The organism is Lentzea aerocolonigenes (genome assembly GCF_000974445.1).
In the GTDB taxonomy this organism is placed as follows: domain Bacteria; phylum Actinomycetota; class Actinomycetes; order Mycobacteriales; family Pseudonocardiaceae; genus Lentzea; species Lentzea aerocolonigenes.
The window spans coordinates 1-22,355 of sequence record NZ_BBOJ01000016.1; the positions used below are offsets into that span (position 1 = coordinate 1).

Here is a 22,355-nt window from a genome sequence, read left to right on the forward strand (position 1 = left end):
GCGGACGGCCGCCTTGTGCAACGGGATCGCGGCACCCCGCAAGGGTCCGCGGTCTCACCGGTGCTGGCGAATCTGTTCCTGCACTACGCGTTCGACGCGTGGATGGCACGGGAGTTCCCGACCGTCCCGTTCGAACGGTACGTCGATGACGCCGTCGTGCACTGCGCCAGCAAGGCCCAGGCCGAAACTGTGGCCAGGGCGATAGCGCAGCGGATGGAACAGGTCGGGCTGCGACTGCACCCCGACAAGACGAAGATCGTGTACTGCCAGGACGGCAAGCGGCGAGGCTCGCACGAGCACACGTCGTTCACATTCCTGGGATTCACGTTCCGGCAGCGGCGGGCGCGGGGCAAGAACGGGAACTTCAACAGGTTCTTGCCCGCGATCAGCAAGGACGCCCTGAACAAGATCAACGCGGAAGTGCGGTCCTGGCGGCTGCACCGACGTACCGGTCACTCCTTCGCCGACCTCGCAGGCAGGATCAACCCTGTCGTGCGAGGCTGGATGCAGTACTACGGAGCGTTCTACCGCTCCGCCCTGTATCAACTCCTGTCGCGCATCAACGCCTACCTGATGCGCTGGATCCGTAAGAAGTACAAACGGTTGCGGGCCAAGAAGAAATCCTTCCAGTGCTGGTGGGGAATCACGCAGCGACACCCCCGCATGTTCGCGCACTGGACCTGGGTAACTTCGGTCCCGCGCGTCTGGTGACCAGAGTGACAAGAGCCCGGTGACGGGAGACTGTCACGCCGGGATCTGTGGGAGCCCAGGGGTGAAACTCCCCTGGGCTACCCGACCTCAGGGCCAACGCATCTAGGTGCTTGAAGATCGACTTGCAGTGCTTGACCCCAGGCAGGTCCTGCACGAACACCATGGCGAGGTCTGACTCTGTATAGGCGACGGGGCTGCGCTTCTCCCACTCCCACAGCACATATGGACCTGTGAAGGCTCCGGCCGCGCCACTTGCAGCGGACACGATTCGGATGACGTGGGTGTGGAAGAGCAGCTTCATGAGCTGGTCTTCCATGACCTCGTCACTGCCCACCTTGAGTCGCAGAGCGTTTTCATGGATGTAGAAGGTGCACTGCGGGCGATCTGGCCGCCGGAGAATGGCCTGTCGTTCCATCCGGAAACGGACGTGAGCCTCGATCTCGTCCGGGGCGATCGTTCCGCAAGCCTCGATGAGCGCTGTCGCGTACTCCTCGGACTGAAGCAGGCCAGGAATGCTCGTCATGTTGTAGGAAGTGATCTTGTCAGCGCTCGACTCGGCCATCGTGACTGTCCGCAGGTTGGTCGGGACTTGCACGAAGTAGTTGTCGAACGCCAACCGGTAGCGGTTGAGGAAGTCCTCGATGAAGGTCTGCGGGCGCCCGCACCTGCCGAGGTACTGGACGATGTCGATCTCGCTCGCCCGCACCTTGCCGTGCTCGATGTTGGAGACCTTCCCCGGATCCCACCCGAGCATCCGGGCGATCTTCCGCGAGCGGAAGGTCGTGAAGCGCTCTCGCACCTGTCGCAGCTCATCACCCAGGTCACGGCTGTACGGAGTGGACGGATCGCCGTTCATGGACTCGACGTTAGGCGATGGAGGAAAAACAACAGCGTGCCCAAACGGGTGGAATTACGCTGCGAACCGTGAACGAGTTCGGCTTCACGACGGAGATGCACGACGTGTGGTCGTGCGATGCCATCGTGCCGTTGATCGACGGTAAGCCGCTCACCGAACTGATCGACGCTTTTGAGACACGGGCCAACATGAAGCCCGCCGGCGAGATGTACGGCGGCTTCACCTCCGAGGCGCGAGACGCCCACTCGTTCCGGCCCGGCAAGAGTCGGGTCGTGCTCGCCTGCTCGTGCGGCGACACCGGGTGCTGGCCGTTGCTCGCGGACATCGGCGTCGACGGCGACACGATCGTCTGGAACGGGTTCCGCCAGCCGCGCCGCAAGGACCGCGACTACAGCGGCTTCGGGCCGTTCCGGTTCGACCGCGCGCAGTACGGGAAAGCCCTTTCGGAACTCGTTTGACGTGCGGGTTTTACTGGCCTGGTGCGGACGACCATCATCAAGAAGACCCTGCGCGTGCCCCTGTCGGACGGCGCCGCGGGCGATGGCGGCACGACCGCCAGACAGCTCGACGCCGCGCTGCTGAAGGTGGGCTTCAAGGCCTCGCGCGAGCTGCTCGAACACGTTTCCGGCACCGCTGACGCCGTGGAGTACTCCCACGAGATCGTCCGGGCGGTCAAGGAGCTCGTCGGCGCGCAGGCCCAGCACAACCCGTACTTCAAGGACTTCCCGCGCAACGTGCCGGACACCGTCGAGTTCTGGCTGGAGTGCATCGGGGACGTCGCCGAGTTCACCGGCAACCTCCTCGACCTGCCGAAGTACGGCCGCGTCCAGCACACGTACGACGAGATGCTCGCAGCGCACGACGAGCTGATCCCGTCGCTCAAGGACCGCGTCACCGTCCTGCACCTCGGCGGCACCCTCGACGACGAGATCACCCGCCTGTACCTGGAGCTCGCCGCGAGCCCGATTCCGCTCGGCGAGGCCGACCGGGCGTTGCTCGGGGAGCTCGCCACGCAGCGCCTCGACCTCGCCCCGGGAGACGTGCCGACCAGGGAGAACCGCGCGATTCTCAACGCCGCACGCCTCGTCGCGCAGCGGCCGCTGACGGGGATCGACACGGTGACGGACGTGCTGCGCCTGGCGAGCGAGGCGTCCGGGGGTGACGTCACGCTCCGGGAGCCCACCCGCTTCCGGTCCTTTCGCAGGGCCGAGCGCCGGGCGTTGCTCGCCGCGTTGAACGAGGTGGCGCCGAGCAAGTTCGGCGACGTCCACCAGCACCGCGAGGCGTGGAAGCGGTTGGGGGAGCGGCTGCACCCGCACGAGTACCCGTTCGAGCACGCTCAGGACGTGTTCGCGGTGGCGCGCAAGGAGAAGACCGTCCGGTCGTTCGCGGGTCAGGTGGAGGTCGCGTTCGCGGAGGGCGACGCCGACCTCGCGCTGCGCATCCTCGCGAAGGCACCCGGCATGTTGTTGCGCCAGGTGGACCGGTTGGTCAGGCACGGCGCCTCGAACGTCGAGGAAGCCGTCCGAGCCGCCGCGCCCGACGTGTCCGGCCGCGTGCTGGTGTCGGTGCTGGAACACCTGGCGAACCGCGAAAAGCCCGATGCGGCAAGGGTGTTCGCGAACCGGGGCCGCAAGGTGTGGATCGAGGACGACACCCGACCGCCGCTCGACCCCGCGGCCGTCGCCGCGATCACCGCGGTCGTCGAGGACGAACTGGTGCGCAGACTGCCGGACTTCTCCGAGCTGGTCGTCGACCCGGAGGTCCTCGACGTCGTCGTGCCGATGTCCGGCACGGCCACCGAGGACGGCTTCGGGGTGCTGCCGCGCGGGTCGAAGCTGTGGTTCGAAGGTGATGTCCTGCGGTTCTTCGTGCACTGGCGGCAGCGCGCCAAGCGGACCGACTACGACCTGTCCGCGGCGTTGCTCGACGAGAACTTCGAGTTCAAGGGGCACGTGTCGTGGACGTGGCTGAAACGCAAGGGCGCCTACTACTCGGGTGACGTCACGGAGGCCGCGGACGGTGCCACAGAGTTCATCGATCTGCACGCAGACGCGCTGCACGCGAAGTACGTGGTGCCGCAGGTGAACATCTACTCGGGGGAGGGGTTCGACGACGTCGCCGAGTCGATGTTCGGGTTCATGAGCCGCGACCTGGACCAGATGGGCAAGCCGTTCGAGCCGAGCACGGTGCGGGCGCGTTCAGCCATGCGCGGCAAGGGAAAGGTCGCGTTGCCGATGATGTTCGAACGGGAGGGCGACAGCTGGTACGGCACCTGGCTGCACCTCTACCTGCGCGGCACGTCGTGGGGCAACCGGGTCGAGCAGAACCGCGACCTGGTGAAGCTGATCGCCTCGGCGGCGTTGCACCGCAAGTACTTCACCGTGCGCAAGCTGGCGGAGCTGTTCGAGCACAAGGGTTCCACATCGGACGCTCCGACCATCCACATCGGACTTTCGCAGTCGGAGACCGGCGGTGTCACCACTGTCGCCCAACTGGGAAACATGCTGTCGGACTGAGGGTTTCGCTGCTACCGTTGCAGACGCGAGGCCATGAGAGAGCTTCCTGCTAATTCTGGGCCCGGTCTGGCCTTCGGGCCGCCGGTTTTAGCCTTCTCGCTTTCCTCGCACCCAAACTTGCGCCGTGGGCTGGGCTAACTCCATTCGACGGCGATGCCCGCGATCCCCGGCCCCACGTCGCCGAAGTACGCGCTGACGACCCCGCCGAGCCCGCACACCAGCTCCTCGACGTCGACCGGCGTGGCGTCGGCCGAGGCGCGGAACTGCTTCATGCAGCGCGCGGGCATCGCGCGCCGGTGGAACGACAGCTGCACGAGGTACGAGCCGCACATCTCGCGGAACGTCCGGTGGTGCCCCTGCGTCGCGCTGCCGGTGTCGTCGACGATCGTGAAGCTGAAGACGTGCTCCTCACCGGCCGCGAGCCGCCGGTCGAACAGCATTTCCACGGCCAGCTTGCGGGAAGCGCTTTCCCGGCGCAGGCGCCCCTGCCGGCAGCCTTCGCCTGCTCTGACCAAGGCGTTCTCGATCAACGATCCCTCGTCGCCGTGGTGCACCGCCAGGTACCTGTCCGGGCCCTGACGCACCGCGCGCACGACCAGCCGTGTGGTGATGGAGCGCTGTTCGCGGTGCATGCCGATCTGGACCGTGTCGTGCACGGACAGCACTTCGAGCTCCGCGTTGCCGCGCGCGGCCTCCGGGACGGAGTCGAACGACGCGAGCAGTGGTGCGGGCTCCGGCCAGGTCGCCACCGGTCGTGGTGCGTAGGTGTTGGCCGTACGCGGTCCGATGAGGTCCAACAAGGACGACGGCGGTAGGCGCAGCACGGACTCCAGCGCGCGCACCGTGCTGATGGCGCGCGGCACCTCGGGATGGCGCAGACCTCGTTGCCAGTAGGAGAGCGTCGACTGGCCTACCTGGACACCGAGTTGTTCGAGGTGAGCGCGCAGCCTGGCGAGCGAGAGGCCACGGTGGGCGATCGCCTCGCGCAGTGCGCGGTGGAACGGCCCGTAGCGCAGCGTCTCGGCGAGCGGGGTCGGCAGACCCCCGGTCGGGTGACCGATCGGTTCGTCGACCGATCCGGCGTGCCCGGATTCCGCGGCCACCGCGGCACCTACCCTTCACACACGCGCCGTGTGACTGTTCACCGTAGTCACTCGTTCTGGTGATCGAAAGATCGGATTTCGCCCGTGTGGGGGACGTGGAACGGCCGTGTGAGTGGCGGAACGGTGTGGAGTTAGGGTTCGCGGCGTGGGAAAGCTCGTCGTGATCGAAGGCCTGGACGGGGCCGGCAAGCGCACGCTCGCCAACGGATTGACCGAGGCGCTGAGTGCGCAGGGCAGGACCGTGGCCACTCACGCGTTCCCGCGCTACGGCCAGAGCGTGCACGCTGACCTGGTCCGCGACGGCCTGTACGGCAGGCTCGGCGACCTCAGCGACTCCGTGTACGGCATGGCCGTGCTCTACGCGCTGGACCGGCGCGGGGCGGCCGACGAGATCCGCAAGGACCTCGAAGAGCACGACGTGGTCCTGCTCGACCGCTACGTCGCCTCCAGTGCCGCGTACAGCGCCGCTCGCCTCCACCAGGACGAGAACGGCGAGTTCGTCCGGTGGGTGTACGAGTTGGAGATCGAGCGCTTCGGGCTGCCCGTTCCCGATCTTCACCTGCTGCTGCGCGTGCCCGTGGAGGTCGCGGCCGAACGAGCCGCGCAACGCGAGCAGGACGACGACTCGCGCGCGAGGGACCTCTACGAGTCCGACGGCTCGTTGCAGGCTCGGTGCGGAATCGTTTACGACGGATTGGCGAAGATCAACTGGCTGGCCCCGTGGCAAGTGGTCGACGGGCGGTCAAACGTGAACTTTTCTTCCCTTCTGGGACGACTCTTCACTCCTTGAGTGGTCGCTCACGTGCGTACCAGTTGACACGATCGTGTGTCCGGTACGTCACTGTGAGTGAATAGGAGATCACGATTTGAAGCGTGTTCTGCAGCGCCCCCCGGTCGGTGTAGCTCGTACGGCTGTCCTGATCGCTGCCGCCCGCGCACAGGAACAAGGTCATCTCCGCCGCCTCTTCGACGACCCCCTGGCCGCAGGACTCGTGGAGGCCGCCGGCTCCGCGAGCGACCTGAACGGCGTCCGCACCCTCGCAGGCGACCACTTCGTCCTGCGCACCCGGTACTTCGACGACGAGCTCCTCGCCGCGGCCAAACCCCAGGTCGTGATCATGGCGGCGGGCCTCGACACCAGGGCGTTCCGGCTGCAGTGGCCGCCGGGTACGACAGTCTTCGAGCTCGACCTGCCCGAGCTCGTCGCGTTCAAGGAAGACGCCCTGCACGACTTACGTGCTCAACCCCTGTGCGAACGGATCGTCGTCCCGTGCGACCTGCGCGACGACTGGGCGACAGCGCTGATCCGCGCGGGGTTCGACCCGAAGAGGCCCACGGCATGGTTGCTGGAGGGCCTCTTCATGTTTCTGCCGCCGGACGCCGGTGAGCAGGTCATGTACCTGGTGAGCGCGCTGTCCGCCCGCGGCAGCACGCTCGCGCTCGAACACGTCAACCGCGAGTTCCGCGAGTTGCCGCAGATGAGAGCCGTGCACGAGCGGTTCGGCACGATGAACGCGCGCTGGCAGTCCGACGTGGAGGACCCGGTCGAGTGGCTCGGCGGCCACGGCTGGCACGCCACCGTGACGCACCAGATCGACCTCGCCGCACGGCACGGCCGCGCGGTCCCGGCGATCACCGATCCGCGGAAGGTGGGTGACGCGCGCATCTGGCTGGCCTCCGCCGTCCGCACGGCCTGACAAACACCAGGTAACGAAAGGTGACCGTCGCGCGGATAACCCGGCGACGAGCAGGCCGAATCGGGCGAGGTGGGGCACGTGGAGCGAGGGTTCCAGCCGGTAACCGAACGACCGCACATCGCCACCAGCGGCAACGGAACATGGGCGGTGCGCGAACGCGCGACCGGCAGTGCGACGATATTGAGTATGAAGGCACGCGTGCTCGTCGTCGATGACGACCCCGCCCTGGCGGAGATGCTGACGATCGTGTTGCGCGGGGAGGGCTTCGACACCGCGGTGGTCGCCGACGGTGCCCGTGCCCTGCCCGCGCTGCGCGAGCTCAAGCCCGACCTCGTGCTGCTCGACCTGATGTTGCCGGGCATGAACGGCATCGACGTCTGCAAGGCGATCAGGTCCGAGTCGGGCGTGCCGATCGTGATGCTCACCGCGAAGAGCGACACGGTCGACGTGGTGCTGGGCCTCGAGTCCGGCGCGGACGACTACGTCGTCAAGCCGTTCAAGCCGAAGGAGCTGGTGGCCCGCATCCGGGCGCGCCTGCGCCGCACCGAGGCCGAGCCGTCCGAGGTGCTGCAGATCGGCGATCTCACCATCGACGTCCCCGGCCACGAGGTGCTGCGCGAGGGCAGGCCGATCCAGCTCACGCCGCTGGAGTTCGACCTCCTCGTCGCGCTGGCCCGCAAGCCGCGTCAGGTGTTCACCCGCGAGGTGCTGCTGGAGCAGGTGTGGGGTTACCGCCACGCCGCCGACACGCGCCTGGTGAACGTGCATGTGCAGCGGCTGCGTTCCAAGGTCGAACGGGACCCGGAGCACCCCGAGGTGGTGTTGACTGTCCGCGGTGTCGGGTACAAGGCCGGCCCTCCGTGACAGGTGGCGTATGAAGTTCGTTGGACCGGTCGTCGCGAAGGCGCAGTTCCTCGTCGAGGAAGCGCGGAAGCGATGGGCCGCGTTTGGTGATCTGTGGCGTCGTTCGCTGCAGTTGCGCGTGGTCGTGTCCACGCTCGCGCTGTCGTCCGCCGTGGTGTTCGTGCTGGGCATGGTGCTGCAGATGCAGATCACCAACCAGCTGCTGAACACCAAGGACGAGGCCGCGGTGCGTCAGGCCATGGCCTCGCGCAACCTCATCCAGTCCGACCTGGTCGGCCTGAACCCCGGCCCGGACAGCGTGCAGACGCGGTTCACGAGCGCGATCAACAAGCTCGCCGTCGGTGGCACCGGAACCGACGCCACGACGGCGGGCGCCGGCGCGTTCGAACCCGTGCTGGCAGACGGGCTGGGCTCGAGCGGTGCCGGGCGCGTGCCGTCCGTCGGTCCGCTGGAGGACGTTCCGCGCGCCCTGCGCGAGATGGTCGAGAACGGCGACGAGGGCACCCAGATCCACACGGTGCAGCGCGGCAACACGCCGACCACGTTGTTCGTCGTGGGCCTGCCGATGAGCACGTCCGCCCGCTCGATGCAGCTGTACCTGATCTTCCCGCTGACCTCCGAGCAGCGCACCGCAGAGGTGGTGCAGTCGACGCTCGTGGTCGGCGGCATCGTGCTGCTGATCCTGCTCGCGCTGATCGCGAACCTCGTGACGCGCCAGGTCGTGCGCCCGGTGCGGCAGGCCGCGGAGGTCGCGGAACGGTTCGCGGACGGCACCCTGCACGAACGCATGCACGTCGTCGGCGAGGACGACGTGGCACGCCTGGCCGAGTCATTCAACGAGATGGCCGAGTCGATCCAGGCCCAGTTCAAGCAGCTGGAGGAGTTCGGCCAGCTGCAACGCCGGTTCACCTCGGACGTCTCGCACGAGCTGCGCACACCGCTGACGACGGTGCGCATGGCCGCGGACGTCCTGCACGCCTCGCGTGAACAGTTCCCCGCCGGCCTCGCGCGCTCGACCGAGCTGCTGGTCGACGAGCTCGACAGGTTCGAGTCGCTGCTGGGCGACCTGCTGGAGATCTCGCGGCTGGACGCCGGTGTCGAGGAGCTGACCGCCGAGCAGGTCGACATCCGCGTGCTCGCACGCCGAGCGCACGACTCCGTTCGTGCGATCTCGACGAGCGCGGGCTCGCCGGTCGTGCTGGACCTGCCGGACACCGAGCTGACCGCGGAGCTGGATTCCCGCCGCGTGGAACGGATTCTGCGCAACCTGCTCGCGAACGCCATCGACCACGGCGAGGGCCAGCCGGTCGAGCTGACCATGCGCGGCAACGAGAACGCGGTCGCGATCACCGTGCGAGACCACGGAGTCGGTCTGCGGCAAGGGGAAGCCGAGCTGGTCTTCAGCCGCTTCTGGCGCGCCGACCCGTCCCGCAACCGCCGCACCGGCGGCACGGGCCTGGGCCTGTCGATCTCGCTGGAGGACGCCCGGCTGCACGGCGGCTGGCTGGAGGCGTGGGGCGAGCCCGGCCACGGCGCCGTGTTCCGCCTGACGTTGCCCCGCAGGCACGGCGAGGAACTGCGCGAGAGCCCGTTGCCGCTCGCGCCCGCGATCGAGCTCGCACCCGTTGCGGTGGTGGAGGAACCGGTCGTGCACACCGAACCGGACGAGGTGGAGCTGACGCCGGAGGAGATCACCTGGCAGCCCGCCGAGCCCGTGGACGGGCCCGCCAAGGACGAGGTTTCGGAGGAAGTGCGGTGAAACGGCTGGCTGTGCTGGCGCTCGTCCTCGTGACCCTGTCCGGGTGCGCCGCGATCCCGACGAACACGCAGCCGAAGCCGATCGGCCCCAAGGACAGCAAGACGACGAACACCGTCACCGCTCCCGAGCCGCGGCAGAACCTCGACCCGATCACGCTCGTCCGCGACTTCATCGACGCGACCTCGAACCCCGACCGCGACTTCGCGGCCGCCCGCGCCTACCTGACACCGGACGCCGACAAGAAGTGGGACACCAAGAACCCCACGATCATCGAGAGCGCGTTCGCGACCGTGCCGACGCCACTGGGGCCGCAGGACAAGACGACAACCGTGCTGCTGCAGGGCAAGTACGTCGGCCGCCTGGGCAACGACAACTCGTTCGTGCCGCGGCTCGACGACCTCAAGCAGATGCTGAAGCTCGAGCGCAACAACGAGAACCAGTGGCGGATCTCCGAACCGCCGCCGGGCGTGTACATGCCGCAGAACCTGTTCAACAGCAACTACCGCCGCGTGACGCTTTACTTCTACAACCGCGAGTTCAGCGTCCTCGTGCCGGACCCGCGCTACGTCGTCATCCCGCCGGCCACGAGCATCCCGACGCGCGTGACGGAGCTGCTGATCAAGGGCCCCGGCGACGCGGTGCGCGACACGTTGGTGAGCGCTCTGGGTCCGGACACCGACGTCTTCTCGGAGACGAAGGAGGCCGACGACGGCGCGCTGGAGGTCAACCTCACCAAGGTGGGCAAGGACCTCACGCCCGAGAAGAGCAAGCAGATCGTGGCCCAGGTCGTGAAGTCGTACTCCGGCGTCACGACGTCCCGCGTGCGCGTCCTGGTCGACGGCCAGCAGATCCTCCCGGATCAACGCGACTACCGGCCGTCCGACGTCTCGGCCACCGCGGGCGAGTCGTTGCTGGCCCTGAACGCGAACCTCCAGGGCATGCTCGTGGTGGACGGCTCGATCCGCTCCCTCACCGACGGCAACCCGATCAAGGGCCCAGCAGGCACCGGCGCGTACGGCGCGGTGTCGGCGGCCCAGTCCCTGGACGGCTCACGTCTCGCCGTGGTGTACCGAGCGGGCGGCGGAATGCGTCTGCGCGTCGGCGAGCTGGAGCAGGAACTGTCCGAAGTGGACCAGCGCGCAACTACTCTGTCGAGACCGACCTGGCTGCTCTCCAGCGGCCCGAAGGAACCGGGAGCCGAGGTGTGGACGGTCGTGGACGGCGCCTCCGTGTCCCGCGTGACCCGTTCCGACAACGGCAGCTGGACGGCCAAGGGCGTCAACATCACCGAGATCTCCCCGTTCGGCGCCATCAGCGAACTGCGCCTGTCCCGCGACGGCACCCGCGCGGCCCTGGTGATCGCCGGTCGGTTGTACGTGGCCTCCGTGGTGCGCCACGACCAGGACGTGGCCCTGCGCTCGCCCCGGCAGATCCAACCGTCGACGCTCGGGTCGTCCGTGGTGTCGATCGACTGGCTGTCGCAGGACGTGCTGGTGGTTTCGTCTTCGTTGACCGCGTTGCCGGTGACCAAGGTGTACGCGGACGGGTACAAGTTGGACCGGTACAGCCAGTCGAACCTCACCGTGCCGGTGGGGTCGGTGGCCGCGGCGCCGGCTCGGCAGGTGCAGGTGATCGACCCTTCCGGGTTGTGGTCGGCTTCGGACATCACTGATGTCTGGAGGGCCAGCGGGATTCGGGTTTCGGCTGGGGCGTTGGTGTTTTATCCGGGGTGATTTGGGGGGCGCGTCGGGTCCGTGGGTGGCGCTCTGGTTGGCGGCGTTCCCGGCTGAGTTGGCGGGTTTCTGTTGGGGTGCGGTGGCGCGCTGGTTGCGTAGCGTTCCCCGGTTGCGTTGGCGGGTTCCTGTTGGGGGCGCGCCTGTTCCGTGGCGTTCCCCAGGTTGCGTTGGCGGGTTCCGGTTGCGGTCGCGCCTGTTCCGTGGCGTTCCCCGGGTTGCGTTGGCGGCTGGCGGGTGCGTGTGTTTTCCTGGGAGGCTCTGCCCCCAGACCCCCGGCAATCTGATCAGGGGGTTAGCGCCGTTCGCGGGTTGATGGCACGCCTGTTGCTTACGGCGGCTGCCTGTTGCGTAGGTGCTTGCGTTGGCGGTGGGGTCCCGTCACGAGTCGCACCAGGAGCGAGCCACGATTGAGGAGGGATGTCAACTCGACGAAAAGCGTGTCGAGTTGACATCCCTCCTCAATCGCAGCAAGAGCTGTGGCGCGACTCGTGACGGGACCCCACCGCCGGGCCCGCTTGCTCTGGGCGTGGGGAGGGCTCGCCACCCTGGGCCCGGCGCGGCCCGTCGCGGTCCGTCGCGTCCCATTGCCGCGTCCAACCCTCGGCGTTTCAACCCACCGCGTCTCAGTCCTGGCGTTTCAACCAGCGGGTCCCACTCCGGCGTCTCAACTTGCCGCGTCCCCTCCCGGCGCCTCAACTTGCCGCGTCCGCACCCCAGACATCCCGGCCCCGCCCTAATGCGGCCTCGCAGACGTCAGCGCCACCACCGCGTGCGTCCGCACCCCGGCCCGCCGCAACGCCCGCACACAAGCCGCAGCCGTCGCCCCGGTGGTGATCACGTCGTCCAGCAGGACCGTCGTCCCCGGTGGAGGCCGCCCGCAAACCTCGACCCGCCCCTCCAAGTTCCGACGCCGCGCCCCAGCGCTCAACCCGACGGAATCGACCACCCCAGGGGCGAGCCGCAGCACCGGCGCCACCGCCGCGATCTCCACGGCGCGTGCCACCCTCAGCATGTGGTCGCCCCCGCGCACCCTCGCGGCGCTCACACGGGACGGTGCCGGCACCAGCGTCCACGGCGCGGGGCCCACCGAGACCAGTGCGGCCGCCACCATCGCGCCGAACCACGCTGAGAGGGCTCGTGCGCCCCGTTCCTTGAAGGCGAGCACGAGTTCCCTTGCGGCGCCGTGATAGGCGGCGAGCGTCCACACTGGCGGGCCGACACCTGGGACTCTGATGGCGTTGGGTGGTCCGAAGCCGTCGAGGCACGCCGCGCAGCACGTGGCGCCGCGGCGGCCGCAGCCGGCGCAGGAGGTCGGCAGGAGCAGGTCGAGTGCTGTCATGCACCCAGGATGGCGGCGGGGTCCGACAAAAATGGGACGAGGACTTTCGGCACCGCCCACAAGGGTGAAGTTCGTGTTGCGTTGTCGATCACCAGCACGTCCGGGGCGCGCCGGAAACCCCTGCTCGGCAGCACTTCTGTGACGACGTCCCAAGATCCGGTTACTCGTTTCGACCCGTTTGTCCCAGCGACTGTTGAGGCGAGGTTTCAGAACTGAGACGTCCGCACGTTGGTCGCCGCGACGCCACCGCAGCGTCCGCCACCCACGAGCGCACCCACCACCCCAGACCCTCCGAGGACGCCCCACGGAAGTTAACGACTATTCACATCTGGATCTGACCAGCGGTTATTACCGCAATAGCCGTCGACGGTGATCAACGGTCTTGTCCGGCATTGGGCGAAATCAGCCGTTCAGCCCGGCGTGACTGGGTCGTGATCGGGCGGTGGAACCGATCGGTTCGCTCGCAAGAAGTGCCGTTCGGCCCCGTGAAGTGGATCGGAATCGATCTCTTCGAAGTTTCGGGAACATGACGCGCGGGTCGGCCGTTGGCTGGGTATGAGGCCGCGACTGGGACCGTTCGACGCAGCGAAGCTGCCGTCGAGTGCCGGTTCGCGGCTGCGCCGTACGGGTGAGCGGGATGCCGGTGGACCTGGTTCGGGGCACGCTCGGGACACGACTCGCAACGCGCTGTCGTCGCGCTGCGTAGTCACCAAAAAATCTGCGCGTTCCCCCGGCAAGGGGGCTTACGCGACGGTGAATCCCAAGCTAACGTGCACCGCTATCAGCGTTCCCGGCCCGCGGGGAGGAGGCGAACAGCCCATGACCCTGGCGCCGTGAGAGCTGAGGGAGACGACCCTCTGCGACACATCTGCGATCCATGATCGCCACGGCGCTCTGAATGCAGTCCAGCCATAGCTCGCAGCAAAGCGAGGGAGGTCGTGTATGGACATCGTCGTTAAGGGCCGCAACGTCGAGGTGCCCGATCACTACAGGGTGCACGTCGCCGAAAAGCTGGCCCGGCTTGAGCGCTACGACCGCAAGGTCATCCGCTTCGACGTGGAGCTTTTCCACGAGCCGAACCGCCGACAGTCGAAGAACTGCCAGCGGGTCGAAATCACCGGCAAGGGACGTGGACCTGTGGTCCGTTCCGAAGCCTGCGCGGGTGACTTCTACGCCGCGCTCGATTCTGCGGTCGCGAAGCTCGAGAACCGTCTGCGTCGGTCGCACGACCGCAGGCGCGTCCACCACGGGGCGCGGGCCCCGATCTCGGTGGCCGAAGCGACAAGCGGACTGGGGGAGATCCCGTCCGCCGGCGAAAGCATGACGTCGCGCCGCGCGAAGACCGCGGTGCTCGACGCACCCGAGGCCGACTACGAGGGCATGGCGGAAGTGCCCGCGCAGCGTTGGGAAGAGGGCCTCGAAGACAAGTTGCCCGGACGCGTCGTACGCGAAAAGGAGCACGCCGCCAAACCGATGACCGTCGACCAGGCCCTCTACGAGATGGAGCTGGTCGGACACGACTTCTACCTGTTCGCCGACACCGAATGCGGGCGCCCGAGTGTCGTCTACCGCCGGAAGGGATTCGACTACGGCGTGATCAGGCTGGCCTGATCCGCTGACCCCGTTCCTTCAACCGCCGCCGCCCCGCACCCCTCGCGTGCGGGGCGGCGGCGCGCGTCTGCCGCAGCGTGGTGTCTGAGCGCTGCGGGCCGTGTGCGCAGGTCGGCGGGGCGCGTCTACCGCCACCCGGCGCCATTCCTCGTCCGGACGTTCACCGTGAAGGTGAATCTCGTCCGACCAGGAACCTTCACGCGGGCCTCATGCGTTCACCACAGCAGTAGCCGAAGATGGCGGCACACCCCGCAGACGGCACCTGACCTGCCCATACCAGGTGAGGCGACCCAATCCGCCTGTGTCTGTGCACACATCTTGGCGACTTGCCTACGATGGGCAGGGGAAAGGCGTCCGACGTGGGCGCGCCGCGATACAGGTGATGAGGTCTATCCAGATGGTGCTGTCCCGACTGCTCCGCTCCGGCGAGGGCAAGATGCTCAAGCGCCTCCGCAACATCGCACACGCCATCAACGGGCTGGAAGATGACGTGGTCGACCTCTCCGACGCCGAGTTGCGCGCCAAGACCGACGAGTTCAAGAAACGCCACGCCGAGGGCGAGTCCCTCGACGAACTGCTGCCCGAGGCGTTCGCCGTCGCCCGCGAGGCCGCGAAGCGCACCCTGGGTCAGCGCCCCTACGACGTGCAGCTGATGGGTGGCGCCGCGCTGCACCTCGGGCAGATCTCCGAGATGCGCACCGGTGAGGGCAAGACCCTGACCTCGGTCATGCCGGTCTACCTCAACGCCATCGCCGGCAAGGGCGTGCACGTCATCACCACGAACGACTACCTGGCCAAGCGCGACGCGGACTGGATGGGCCGCGTGCACCGCTTCCTCGGCATGTCCGTCGGCGCGATCCTCTCCGAGATGACGCCCGAGCAGCGCCGCGTGGCGTACAACTCGGACATCACCTACGGGACGAACAACGAGTTCGGCTTCGACTACCTGCGCGACAACATGGCGTGGAGCCTGGACGAGTGCGTGCAGCGCGGTCACTACTTCGCGATCGTCGACGAGGTCGACTCGATCCTCATCGACGAGGCCCGCACGCCGCTGATCATCTCCGGTCCCGCCGAGCAGTCGGCGCGCTGGTACACGGAGTTCGCTCGCCTCGCGCCGCGGATGCGCGGCATCGACGTCACGACGCTCTCGCAGAAGGAGCGCCTCGAGGTCGTCGAGGAGAAGTCGAAGTCGTACCACTACCAGTACGACGAGAAGAAGCGCACGATCGCCGTCACCGAGCTCGGTGTCGAGTTCATCGAGGACCAGCTCGGCATCGACAACCTGTACGAGGCCGCGAACACGCCGTTGGTGGGCTACCTGAACAACGCCCTCAAGGCGAAGGAGCTCTACAACCGCGACAAGGACTACATCGTCCGCAACGGTGAAGTCATGATCGTCGACGAGTTCACGGGCCGCGTGCTCGCCGGCCGCCGCTACAACGAGGGCATGCACCAGGCGATCGAGGCCAAGGAAGGCGTCGAGATCAAGGCGGAGAACCAGACTCTCGCCACGATCACGCTGCAGAACTACTTCCGCCTGTACGAGAAGCTCGGCGGCATGACCGGTACCGCCGAGACCGAGGCGGCCGAGTTCCACCAGACCTACAAGCTGGGTGTCGTCCCGATCCCGACGAACCGCCCGCCGCAGCGCAAGGACATGCCCGACCTCGTCTACAAGAGCGAGGAGGCCAAGTTCGACGCGGTGGCCGACGACATCGCCGAGAAGCACGAGAAGGGCCAGCCGGTCCTGATCGGCACGACGAGCGTCGAGCGCTCCGAGTACCTGTCGAAGCTGTTGCTGCGCAGGGGCATCCCGCACGAGGTGCTGAACGCGAAGCACCACGACCGCGAGGCGCTGATCATCGCGAAGGCCGGTCGCAAGGGCGCCGTCACGGTCGCCACGAACATGGCCGGTCGCGGTACGGACATCGTGCTGGGCGGCAACCCGGACATCATCGCCGACCACGAGCTGCGCGAGCGCGGCCTCGACCCGGTCGAGACGCCGGAGGAGTACGAAGAGGCCTGGGCCAAGGTCGTCGAGGAGCTGACGATCCAGGGCAAGGCGGAGGCCGACGAGGTCCGCGAGGCCGGTGGTCTCTACGTGCTCGGCACCGAGCGCCACGAGTCGCGCCGCATCGACAACCAGCTCCGCGGTCGTACCGGCCGTCAGGGCGACCCCGGTGAGTCGCGCTTCTACCTGTCGCTGCAGGACGAGCTGATGCGCCGCTTCAACGCGTCCATGGTCGAGATGGTCATGACGCGCCTGAACGTGCCGGACGACGTGCCGATCGAGCACAAGATGGTCACCCGCGCCATCCGCAGCGCGCAGACCCAGGTCGAGCAGCAGAACTTCGAGATCCGCAAGAACGTCCTCAAGTACGACGAGGTCATGAACCGCCAGCGCACGGTGATCTACGCCGAGCGCCACCGCGTTCTCGCCGGCGAAGACCTGAAGGAACAGGTCGAGCACATGATCCAGAGCGTCGTCGAGGAGTACGTCAACGGCGCCACGGCCGACGGCTACGCCGAGGACTGGGACTTCGAGAAGCTCTGGACGGCTCTCAAGACGCTGTACCCGGTGACGCTGGACGCGAAGGCGCTCCTCGAGTCCGACGAGGACATCACGCGCGAGTACCTGCGCGACCTGCTCGTCGAGGACGCGATGAACGCCTACCGCGCCCGCGAGGCCGACATCGACGGCCGCGTCGGCGAGGGTGCGACCCGCGAGCTGGAGCGCCGCGTCCTGCTGTCCGTGCTGGACCGCAAGTGGCGTGAGCACCTCTACGAGATGGACTACTTGAAGGAGGGCATCGGCCTGCGCGCCATGGCGCAGCGCGATCCCCTCATCGAGTACCAGCGCGAGGGCTTCGACATGTTCAACGCGATGCTCGACGCGTTGAAGGAAGAGGTCGTCGGCTTCCTGTTCAACCTCCAGGTCGAAGCGGCCGAGCCGGAGCCCGCCGAGCCCGAGGTCCCCGTGACCCTGAGCGCGGCGCCGCAGGCCCTTCCCCAGGTGCAGCCGCAGGGCGGTGGCGCCCGTGCCCGCGCTCGGGCAGCGGCCGCCGCGCAGCAGCAGGCCCAGCAGCAGGCCGAGGCGCCCGCAGGCCCGGCGATGGCCCAGCTGGCCAGCGGCAACGCGATCCCGCCCGCCCTGCGCGGCAAGGGTCTCGGTGGTCCCGGCCAGCAGCACCTGAGCTACAGCGGCCCGGCTGAGGACGGCGGCGTCGAGCAGCACGGCGAGCCCAACGGCGCCGGCGGCCAGCAGGGCGGTGGCACCCGCAAGGAGCGCCGCGAGGCAGCCCGTCAGGCGGCGAAGAACCAGCGCAAGAGCCGCTGACCGCTCACTTTTCTGTTACGCGGGGCCCCTGCGTTTCCGACAGGGAAACGCGGGGCCCTTTCGTGCGCTCCAAGCGAACGAAAGCTCCCCGCGTGCGCTTCAAAAATGCGAAACCGGCTCACTCCAGGACGGTGAACGCGGTGAAGTGCCAGCGGTCGTCGTCGTGCTCGGCGCGTGCCGCGACTGCCAGCACCCGCTCGTCCCTGCGGATGGTCACGGCGATCTCGGCGGCGAACTGCGACGGGTGGCAGACCCGAGGTGGCCGCAGCATGCGGGTCGTTCGCGAGCGGACCAGCAGACCCAGCCGGGTCGCCAGCACAGGCGTGGCCACCTCGCGCAACAACCGCCCCGGCCGGCGTCCGTCCAGCACCTCCAGGACCACGCCGACCAACCGGACGGCGTCGAGCGCGGGCGACGGCGGATCCGGCACCGGCACCCGGACCGGCAGGGGACGTGGCCGCAGGCGTGGCCGGGGAATGACCACCGCACCGGCCGGGGGCTCGTAGGCGGGCAGGCGCCGGACAACTGGAGGCATGCCGAACCAGGCGCGCCGACGCGGTGATCAGGACATCCGGCACCCGAAAGTGGGTACCGTCCAGGACGTGCTGAAAGCCCTGGTGCTCGACTACGGCGGCGTCCTGACCGATCCCGGCGAGGACAACCCGGCGGAACCGCCGTTGCTCACCGCCCTCAGGAAGGCCAAGGAACACGGCCTGAAGACGGCCCTGCTGTCCAACGCGGACGGTTGGTGGCAGCCACCGGCGGCGTTCGCGGGCCTCTTCGACGCCGCGATCCTCTCCGGCGAGGTCGGCCTGGCGAAGCCGGAGATCGAGATCTACCTGCTGACCGCCGCGAAGCTGGACCTCGAACCGGCGGAGTGCGTCTTCGTCGACGACCTCGCGATCAACGTCAGGGGCGCTGCGGAGGCGGGCATGGTCGGTGTCCACCATCGGTCGACACGGTCCACCCTCGAGGAACTGGAGATCCTGCTAGCGGTCGCGCTCCGCGATTGAGGGTTCACCCCGCAGCGTAATTGCTCGCAATTCGGCCGCGCACTACCGTCCATTGTGCACGCAGTCGAATGCATAGGGGAGAAAATGCGAAGAATTGTCGCTTGCGTTGCAGTCGCCATTGCAGCCACGGCAATTGCAGCACCCGCACAAGCGTACGAACGTGGTTGCTACGAGGAATTCCTGAGGGACGGGCGCAGTGTCGAGGTCTACTGCGACCAGGGCAGGCCGGGCCGCTTCCGCGCGGTCGCCCACTGTTCGAACGGCCTGGGGTTCTGGGACCAGTACGGCAGCATCGGCCGGGTCAGGGGCTCGTCGTCGGTCGCGATGTGCACGTCACTGCTGGGGTTCCCCCGCGTCGACGGCTACCACGTCTACTGGATGTCCGACTGAGCGCGCCGCACGAGCTCGAAGCAGAGCACGGCCGCCGCTGAAGCGACGTTGAGCGATTCCACGCCCGCCGCCATCGGAATCGAGAGCCACGACGTGATGTGCGGACGCACGTCGTCGGTGATTCCCGACGTCTCGCTGCCGAGCACGAAAGCGGCGCGTTCGCCGAACGTGGCGGAATAAATCGTGTCCGACGCGTGGGAATCCAACGCGTAAAGCGGGTAGCCGGACGCTCGCAACAAAGCCGAGGCCTCCGCCGCGGTGCCGCAGCGCAGCACGGGCGCGCGGAAAGCCACCCCGGCGGAGGCCTTCACCACGAGCGGGTCGATCGAGGCGACGCCACGCCGCGGCACGACGATGCCGTCGATGCCCGCGGCCGTCGCCGTCCGCAGGATCATGCCGACGTTCGCGGGCGTCGTGATGCCGTCGAGCACCAGCACGGACCGAAGCGCGCCTTCTTCCAGTGCCAGCGCGAGTGGCTTCATGCGCGGCGCCACGACGTCGGCGAGCACACCCTGGTCCTGCTTGCCGTTGCCCGCCAGCACCTTCACCCGCTGAGCCGTCGCACGCTGCACCTGCACGCCACGCGAGCGCGCCGCGTCGAGGATCTCGCGCGCCGCCGAGCCGCGGGCGGTGTCGGCGAGCACCACCTTGTCGACCGACAGCGCCGGGTCGTCGAGCGCCTCCAGCACGGGCTTGCGGCCGTAGACGGTGACGAAGCGGTCCTTGGGCGAGATCTCCACGGGAAGAGGGTGACAGAGCCCCGCACGCCCGTCTCAAACGGGTGAAGAGCTCGACTAGAGCCGTTCGGCCCTTGTGCTTTGGATCATATGCATGATGATCGTCACATGACGGCAGGTATGCGCAGCGTCGCGCAACGTCAACACCTCGCGAGCGGCCAGGACTCGGACGTGTTCATCCGGTCCGACGGGCTGCTCGTCAAGCGCACCCGCACCGGCCGCGACCTGCGGCGCGAGGCCGAGATGATGACGTACCTGAGCGGCCACGGCATCCCCGTGCCGCGCGTGCACGAGGCGAGTGCCGAAGAGCTCGTCATGCAGTACGTGCCCGGCCCGCGGATGTCCGAGGAGATCGGCCGCAAGCCGTGGCTCGCCGGTCAGCTCGGCCGCGAGCTCGCCGATCTGCACCACCGCCTCGACGTCATCGCGGCGCCGGACTTCCTGAGCGGCGAGGGAAACCTGCTGCACCTCGACCTGCACCCCGGCAACGTCGTCCTCGGCCCGGAAGGCCCTGTCGTGCTCGACTGGGCGTCCGCGACGAAGGGCGATCGCCGGCTCGACGTCGCGCTCAGCTGGGTCTCGCTCGCCGTCGCCCGTCTCGCGCCGGTCATGAAGCTGACGCGGTGGCGGTTCCTCAGGTCGTTCATGGCCGATGTGGACCCGAGGGTGATCGAGGCGATCCCGGAGGCCGCGCGCATCCGCCTCGAACGTCACGACCGTGATCCCGCCGAGCGTGCCGCACTTCAGAAGCTGATGGATCGCAAACGCCACTAGGCTGGGTGCATGCCGGACCGACTGTCAGCGCTGGACGCCTCGTTCCTGTACCTGGAGGACTCCACGACGCCGATGCACGTCGGTGGCGTGGCGGTGTTCCGCCGGCCCAAGGCCGGTTTCGACTACGACAAGCTCGTCGACCTCATCGAGCAACGACTGAGCCTCGTGCCGCGCTACCGGCAGAAGGTCGTGCACGTCCCGGGACGCATCGCCCGCCCCGTCTGGGTCGACGACCCGGACTTCGACGTCACGTACCACGTGCGCAGGTCGGCGTTGCCCAAGCCGGGCAACGACACCCAGCTGCACGACCTGGTCGCGCGCCTGATGTCGCGGCCGCTCGACCACTCCCGTCCGCTGTGGGAGATCTACCTGGTCGAGGGCCTCGCGAAGAACCAGACCGCGGTCATCACCAAGACCCACCAGGCCATGATCGACGGCATCGCGTCGCTGGAGATCGGCCAGGTCATGCTGGACGTGTCGCCGTCGCCGCGCACCAACGTCGAGAACCTCTGGATGCCGCAGCCGGAGCCCGGCGCGTTGCAGCTCGTGGCGGACGCGGTCACCGACATCGTGCACAGCCCCGGTGAGCTCGTCGAGAACGTCCGCAGCGCCGCGCTCGACACCGTCGCCACGGTCGAGAAGGTCTTCAACGCGTTCGGCGTCCTCGCGTCCGCCGTGCGCACCGCCGCCACCCCGGCACCCGGTTCCCCGCTGAACGTCCGCATCACCTCGCCGCAGCGCCGGTTCGCCGTCGCCCGCGCCCAGCTCGACGACCTGCGCGCCATCCGCAAGGCCCACGGCGGCACCGTCAACGACGTGGTGCTGGCCGCGTTGAGCGGTGCTCTGCGCAACTGGTTGCTCAGCCGCGGCGAGAACGTCACCGGCAGCACCACGATCCGTGCGATGGCACCTCTCTCGGTGCGCGACGCGGACCCGGACTCGGGCAACAACGTGAGCGCCCACCTCGTGGACCTGCCGGTGGGCGAACCGAACCCGGTCGTGCGCCTCCACCACGTGTCACACGCGATGCGAGCACACAAGGAATCGGGCCAGTCCGTCGCGGCCGACGCGCTGGTCAGGGTCTCCGGCTTCGCGCCGCCGACGCTGCACGCCCTCGGCGCCCGCGCGGCGTCGTCGTTCAGTCGCCGCCTGTTCAACGTGATCGTCACCAACGTTCCCGGCCCGCAGGTGCCGTTGTACGCGGCGGGCGCGAGAATGACCGAGATCTTCCCCGTTGTCCCGCTCGCCAAGAACCAGGCGCTGGCCATCGGGGTCACGTCGTACGACGGCGGTGTTTACTTCGGGCTGAACGGCGACCGCGACGCCATGTCCGATGTGGACGTTCTCGCGACCATGGTCGAGGAGTCGGTGGAGGAACTGATGGGGACGGCGAGCGCGTCATGAGGGTCTACATCCCGGCCACGGTGTCGATGCTGCGGACGTTCGTCGACAGCGGCGAACTGACTCCGATCGGCGGCACGGCGTTCGCCCTGACGCCCGCACTGCGCGAGTCCTACGCGGCGGGCGACACGGAGGAACTGGAGTACGCGGCCATGCTGGACGCGGCCCGCGCTTCGCTGCGACTGCTCGCGGGCGACGAGAAGGCCGAGCCGCGGCGCGCGGTGGTCGCCGTCGACCTGGACGAGGTGACGTTGCGCCCCGACCTGGACTTCTCGGTGGTGAAGGTCGCGGGCTCGGTGACGATGAAGGCCGTCGCGTCGGTGCACCTCGACACCGCCGAGGCCGAAGAGGACGTGCGGGCGGCGGCGGACGTGGTGGACGCGGCGGATCTCGGCGACCCGGATGCGGAGTTCGCGCTGGGGAGCGCTGAGGACCACGAGCTGGCCTGGTACGCGCCGCAGGAACTCGCGTTCGTGCTGGAGCTCATGTAGGCGTCGGCGCTCAC

At 68.2% G+C, this 22,355-nt stretch carries 20 protein-coding genes; 15 read left to right on the top strand and 5 right to left on the bottom strand.

Annotated elements, in window-relative coordinates:
* Positions 1-711 (top strand): reverse transcriptase domain-containing protein (locus AOM45_RS29050; protein WP_156249746.1); only part of this gene is annotated, 711 nt, incomplete at its 5' end.
* Here AOM45_RS29050 and AOM45_RS29055 read toward each other — a convergent pair.
* On the bottom strand, positions 644-1,465 hold the full coding sequence (locus tag AOM45_RS29055; RefSeq protein ID WP_156249747.1) for a DUF5753 domain-containing protein: 822 nt from the start codon (positions 1,463-1,465) through the stop codon (positions 644-646). The two genes, AOM45_RS29050 and AOM45_RS29055, sit on opposite strands and share 68 nt — an antisense overlap.
* 170 nt (positions 1,466-1,635) lie before the next feature.
* On the opposite strand from AOM45_RS29055, the gene AOM45_RS29060 reads away from it, so the two are divergent.
* A complete protein-coding gene (locus AOM45_RS29060) occupies positions 1,636-2,025 on the top strand; it encodes a hypothetical protein (RefSeq protein ID WP_236703868.1) in 390 nt (129 codons plus the stop codon).
* 21 nt (positions 2,026-2,046) lie between these two features.
* The gene (locus AOM45_RS29065) at positions 2,047-4,086 is read left to right on the top strand and encodes a TerD family protein (RefSeq protein ID WP_051784325.1); all 2,040 of its coding nucleotides are present in this window, start codon (positions 2,047-2,049) and stop codon (positions 4,084-4,086) included.
* A gap of 134 nt (positions 4,087-4,220) precedes the next feature.
* On the opposite strand, the gene AOM45_RS29070 is transcribed toward AOM45_RS29065, so the two are convergent.
* Complete coding sequence (locus AOM45_RS29070; RefSeq protein WP_030471259.1) at positions 4,221-5,189, bottom strand: hypothetical protein; 969 nt, start codon at positions 5,187-5,189, stop codon at positions 4,221-4,223.
* Positions 5,190-5,334: 145 nt separating this feature from the next.
* Between AOM45_RS29070 and AOM45_RS29075 the strand changes: the two genes are divergently transcribed.
* The 5 genes from AOM45_RS29075 (at position 5,335) to AOM45_RS29095 (ending at position 11,242) form a co-directional block, all read left to right on the top strand.
* The gene (locus AOM45_RS29075; protein WP_030471260.1) at positions 5,335-5,979 is read left to right on the top strand and encodes a dTMP kinase; all 645 of its coding nucleotides are present in this window, start codon (positions 5,335-5,337) and stop codon (positions 5,977-5,979) included.
* Between the two features lie 76 nt (positions 5,980-6,055).
* On the top strand, positions 6,056-6,886 hold the full coding sequence (locus tag AOM45_RS29080; RefSeq protein ID WP_201780089.1) for an SAM-dependent methyltransferase: 831 nt from the start codon (positions 6,056-6,058) through the stop codon (positions 6,884-6,886).
* A 186-nt stretch (positions 6,887-7,072) separates the two neighbouring features.
* Positions 7,073-7,750: an MtrAB system response regulator MtrA gene (gene mtrA, locus AOM45_RS29085; protein ID WP_030471262.1), complete on the top strand. Its 678-nt coding sequence runs from the start codon at positions 7,073-7,075 to the stop codon at positions 7,748-7,750.
* Between the two features lie 10 nt (positions 7,751-7,760).
* Complete coding sequence (gene mtrB, locus AOM45_RS29090) at positions 7,761-9,509, top strand: MtrAB system histidine kinase MtrB (protein WP_051784326.1); 1,749 nt, start codon at positions 7,761-7,763, stop codon at positions 9,507-9,509.
* Positions 9,506-11,242 carry an LpqB family beta-propeller domain-containing protein gene (locus tag AOM45_RS29095; RefSeq protein WP_030471264.1) on the top strand — a complete coding sequence of 579 codons (1,737 nt, stop codon included), beginning with the start codon at positions 9,506-9,508 and terminating at the stop codon, positions 11,240-11,242. The genes mtrB and AOM45_RS29095 overlap by 4 nt, the downstream gene beginning before the upstream one ends.
* Positions 11,243-11,978: 736 nt before the next feature.
* On the opposite strand, the gene AOM45_RS29100 is transcribed toward AOM45_RS29095, so the two are convergent.
* The gene (locus AOM45_RS29100; RefSeq protein ID WP_030471265.1) at positions 11,979-12,584 is read right to left on the bottom strand and encodes a ComF family protein; all 606 of its coding nucleotides are present in this window, start codon (positions 12,582-12,584) and stop codon (positions 11,979-11,981) included.
* A gap of 942 nt (positions 12,585-13,526) precedes the next feature.
* Here AOM45_RS29100 and hpf point away from each other — a divergent pair.
* The gene (gene hpf, locus AOM45_RS29105; RefSeq protein WP_030471266.1) at positions 13,527-14,195 is read left to right on the top strand and encodes a ribosome hibernation-promoting factor, HPF/YfiA family; all 669 of its coding nucleotides are present in this window, start codon (positions 13,527-13,529) and stop codon (positions 14,193-14,195) included.
* Positions 14,196-14,592: 397 nt separating this feature from the next.
* Positions 14,593-17,535, top strand: a complete 2,943-nt coding sequence (secA, locus tag AOM45_RS29110; RefSeq protein WP_030471267.1) for a preprotein translocase subunit SecA — start codon at positions 14,593-14,595, stop codon at positions 17,533-17,535.
* Positions 17,536-17,653: 118 nt separating this feature from the next.
* On the opposite strand, the gene AOM45_RS29115 is transcribed toward secA, so the two are convergent.
* The gene (locus AOM45_RS29115) at positions 17,654-18,070 is read right to left on the bottom strand and encodes an Rv3235 family protein (RefSeq protein WP_156094196.1); all 417 of its coding nucleotides are present in this window, start codon (positions 18,068-18,070) and stop codon (positions 17,654-17,656) included.
* A gap of 67 nt (positions 18,071-18,137) precedes the next feature.
* Between AOM45_RS29115 and AOM45_RS29120 the strand changes: the two genes are divergently transcribed.
* Positions 18,138-18,548, top strand: a complete 411-nt coding sequence (locus AOM45_RS29120; protein WP_030471269.1) for an HAD-IA family hydrolase — start codon at positions 18,138-18,140, stop codon at positions 18,546-18,548.
* 84 nt (positions 18,549-18,632) lie between these two features.
* Positions 18,633-18,938 carry a hypothetical protein gene (locus AOM45_RS51155; protein ID WP_156094197.1) on the top strand — a complete coding sequence of 102 codons (306 nt, stop codon included), beginning with the start codon at positions 18,633-18,635 and terminating at the stop codon, positions 18,936-18,938.
* Here the strand turns inward: AOM45_RS51155 and AOM45_RS29125 are convergent.
* A complete protein-coding gene (locus AOM45_RS29125) occupies positions 18,920-19,678 on the bottom strand; it encodes a TrmH family RNA methyltransferase (RefSeq protein WP_030471270.1) in 759 nt (252 codons plus the stop codon). The genes AOM45_RS51155 and AOM45_RS29125 overlap by 19 nt on opposite strands.
* 105 nt (positions 19,679-19,783) lie before the next feature.
* Between AOM45_RS29125 and AOM45_RS29130 the strand changes: the two genes are divergently transcribed.
* Genes AOM45_RS29130 through AOM45_RS29140 form a run of 3 tightly spaced genes read left to right on the top strand, consistent with a single transcriptional unit; the run spans position 19,784 to position 22,341 of the window.
* The gene (locus AOM45_RS29130; RefSeq protein WP_030471271.1) at positions 19,784-20,449 is read left to right on the top strand and encodes a phosphotransferase; all 666 of its coding nucleotides are present in this window, start codon (positions 19,784-19,786) and stop codon (positions 20,447-20,449) included.
* A 9-nt stretch (positions 20,450-20,458) separates the two neighbouring features.
* Positions 20,459-21,853: a WS/DGAT/MGAT family O-acyltransferase gene (locus AOM45_RS29135; RefSeq protein ID WP_030471272.1), complete on the top strand. Its 1,395-nt coding sequence runs from the start codon at positions 20,459-20,461 to the stop codon at positions 21,851-21,853.
* Positions 21,850-22,341, top strand: a complete 492-nt coding sequence (locus tag AOM45_RS29140) for a DUF6912 family protein (RefSeq protein ID WP_030471273.1) — start codon at positions 21,850-21,852, stop codon at positions 22,339-22,341. Before AOM45_RS29135 ends, AOM45_RS29140 begins: the two co-directional genes overlap by 4 nt.
* Positions 22,342-22,355: the final 14 nt, after the last annotated feature.

Coding starts and splice junctions, on each gene's coding strand:
- AOM45_RS29055 (WP_156249747.1), bottom strand. CDS start 1,465: ATGCTCGGGTGGGATCCGGGGAAGGTCTCCAACATCGAGCACGGCAAG.
- mtrA (WP_030471262.1), top strand. CDS start 7,073: ATGAAGGCACGCGTGCTCGTCGTCGATGACGACCCCGCCCTGGCGGAG.
- mtrB (WP_051784326.1), top strand. CDS start 7,761: ATGAAGTTCGTTGGACCGGTCGTCGCGAAGGCGCAGTTCCTCGTCGAG.
- AOM45_RS29100 (WP_030471265.1), bottom strand. CDS start 12,584: ATGACAGCACTCGACCTGCTCCTGCCGACCTCCTGCGCCGGCTGCGGC.
- hpf (WP_030471266.1), top strand. CDS start 13,527: ATGGACATCGTCGTTAAGGGCCGCAACGTCGAGGTGCCCGATCACTAC.
- secA (WP_030471267.1), top strand. CDS start 14,593: ATGGTGCTGTCCCGACTGCTCCGCTCCGGCGAGGGCAAGATGCTCAAG.
- AOM45_RS29115 (WP_156094196.1), bottom strand. CDS start 18,070: ATGCCTCCAGTTGTCCGGCGCCTGCCCGCCTACGAGCCCCCGGCCGGT.
- AOM45_RS51155 (WP_156094197.1), top strand. CDS start 18,633: ATGCGAAGAATTGTCGCTTGCGTTGCAGTCGCCATTGCAGCCACGGCA.
- AOM45_RS29130 (WP_030471271.1), top strand. CDS start 19,784: ATGACGGCAGGTATGCGCAGCGTCGCGCAACGTCAACACCTCGCGAGC.
- AOM45_RS29135 (WP_030471272.1), top strand. CDS start 20,459: ATGCCGGACCGACTGTCAGCGCTGGACGCCTCGTTCCTGTACCTGGAG.
- AOM45_RS29140 (WP_030471273.1), top strand. CDS start 21,850: ATGAGGGTCTACATCCCGGCCACGGTGTCGATGCTGCGGACGTTCGTC.